We start from the raw sequence: 1849 nt of genomic DNA on the forward strand, positions 1-1849 counted from the left end.
AGGCCGGAAGCGATCGCGGGCCGCCTTCGAGCCTTCCCGCGCCTTGGTCAGTTCAGCGGGGTCCATCGCCGCAATCCGCGCCTTCACCGCATGCCAGGACGGTGCTCGCACGCCACGCGACCGGCAGAGCCCGCGGATCTCCTTGTGTAGCCGATTGATGCTCGGCTTCTGGCGTGTTTTGTAGAAGTCTTGGAGCGCTTCGGCGACGACCGCTTCGGTTTCTTCCGGCAACCGGCGGCTGCCTTGTCTCGTGCCGCCCGGGCGCGGCAGCAGCGAACTTGTGACCGGATGCTCCCGATACGCCCTGATCAGTTCGTAAAGCCGGGTTCGCTTGAGGCCGAGCTCCCGGCATGCCCGGAGGAAATCTGACCGGCTTGGGCTTTCGAACGACGCCAGCCTCCGGATCACGACCTCCCTTGCAACCGCCTCATTCCAGGCGGCATCGTCGACCGTATCCCTGTCGGGCCTGTGAACCACAGCCGTCTCGCTGAAAGTTCGTCCGCTCGAATGTTACGAAAAATCCGGTGATTCGGCTAGAATCCGCCAATGAACTCCGAAGCTGATTCGCGCCAGACCAATAACTTGCCGTCCGTTGACCAAACGCGAACGACAGCCATTTTCAACGAGCAAATGCCCGAAAATCACGTTGCACGACCCTCCGGACCGTCCCACAGCACAGGGCTGGCCGACGATGTTTCGGCCGCACGGACGCCGGCCGATCTCGAGGCACAGGCCGAGGACGACCTGCCCGACATTATCGACGTCGTTCTGGAGATGGGGAACACGCCAGAAGAGCCGGCCGAAACTTCCTCCCCTCTTCCGGCCGTCGCCAATCCCCGCCTGCTGGCGCATCTCGACGCGCTCGCCGGCCGCGCGCGCGAGTATGTCGAGGCGGCGAGCTCGGCCAACACGCGACGCGCCTACGCCGCCGACTGGAAGCATTTTTGTGGCTGGGCACGCAGACAGGGCGTCGAGGCGTTTCACCCCGACCCACAGACCGTCGGACTCTACATCACCGCTTGTGCATCCGGCACGGCCACCGGCGACAAGACGCCAAACTCCGTGTCGACCATCGAACGCCGGCTGTCCTCTCTGACCTGGAACTACGCCCAGCGCGGTCAACCGCTGGACCGCAAGGATCGGCACATCGCCACCGTGATGGCCGGGATCCGCAACAAGCACGCCGCCCCGCCGCGGCAGAAGGAGGCGATCCTTCCCGAGGATCTGATCGCTATGCTGGAGACGCTCGAACGCGGAAGCTTACGCGGCCTGCGCGACCGCGCCATGCTGCTCCTCGGCTTTGCAGGCGGCCTGCGCCGCTCCGAGATCGTGGCGTTGGATGTCGGCCGCGACCAGACCGAGGATGGCCGCGGCTGGATCGAGATCCTCGAAAAGGGCATGCTCGTTTCCCTTCGCGGCAAGACCGGCTGGCGGGAGGTTGAAGTCGGGCGCGGCTCGTCCGATCTCACTTGCCCGGTCGTGGCGCTGGAGACCTGGCTCAAGCTCGGGCGCATTGCGCAGGGACCGCTGTTCCGGCGCGTCACCGGCCAGGGCAAGGCGGTCGGCGCCGAGCGGCTCAACGACCAGGAGGTCGCGCGCTTGGTCAAGCGGACCGCGCTTGCGGCCGGCGTGCGCGGCGACCTGCCGGAAGGCGAACGCGAAAAGCTCTTTGCCGGCCATTCGCTGCGCGCCGGCCTCGCCTCCTCGGCCGAAGTCGATGAGCGCTATGTGCAGAAGCAACTCGGCCATACCAGCGCCGAGATGACCCACAGGTATCAGCGGCGGCGTGACCGCTTCCGGGTCAATCTCACCAAGGCGTCCGGGCTCTGAAAAGCCCCCCTCCCCGCCC

At 66.1% G+C, this 1849-nt stretch carries 2 protein-coding genes; one reads left to right on the plus strand and one right to left on the minus strand.

Annotated elements, in window-relative coordinates; translation table 11 throughout:
• Window positions 1-408, minus strand: a 408-nt coding sequence (locus tag EOA28_RS34525) for a DNA-binding domain-containing protein (RefSeq protein ID WP_281060950.1), incomplete at its 3' end; no start/stop codon positions are given.
• 222 nt (window positions 409-630) lie between these two features.
• On the opposite strand from EOA28_RS34525, the gene EOA28_RS34530 reads away from it, so the two are divergent.
• Window positions 631-1830, plus strand: a complete 1200-nt coding sequence (locus EOA28_RS34530; RefSeq protein ID WP_128315784.1) for a site-specific integrase — start codon at window positions 631-633, stop codon at window positions 1828-1830.
• The last annotated feature ends 19 nt before the right edge of the window (window positions 1831-1849 follow it).

Source organism: Mesorhizobium sp. M2A.F.Ca.ET.067.02.1.1 (genome assembly GCF_004023285.1).
GTDB lineage: Bacteria > Pseudomonadota > Alphaproteobacteria > Rhizobiales > Rhizobiaceae > Mesorhizobium.

Bases quoted from the DNA above. Each gene is read 5' to 3' on its own strand.
- EOA28_RS34530 (WP_128315784.1), top strand. From the start codon at position 631: ATGCCCGAAAATCACGTTGCACGACCCTCCGGACCGTCCCACAGCACA.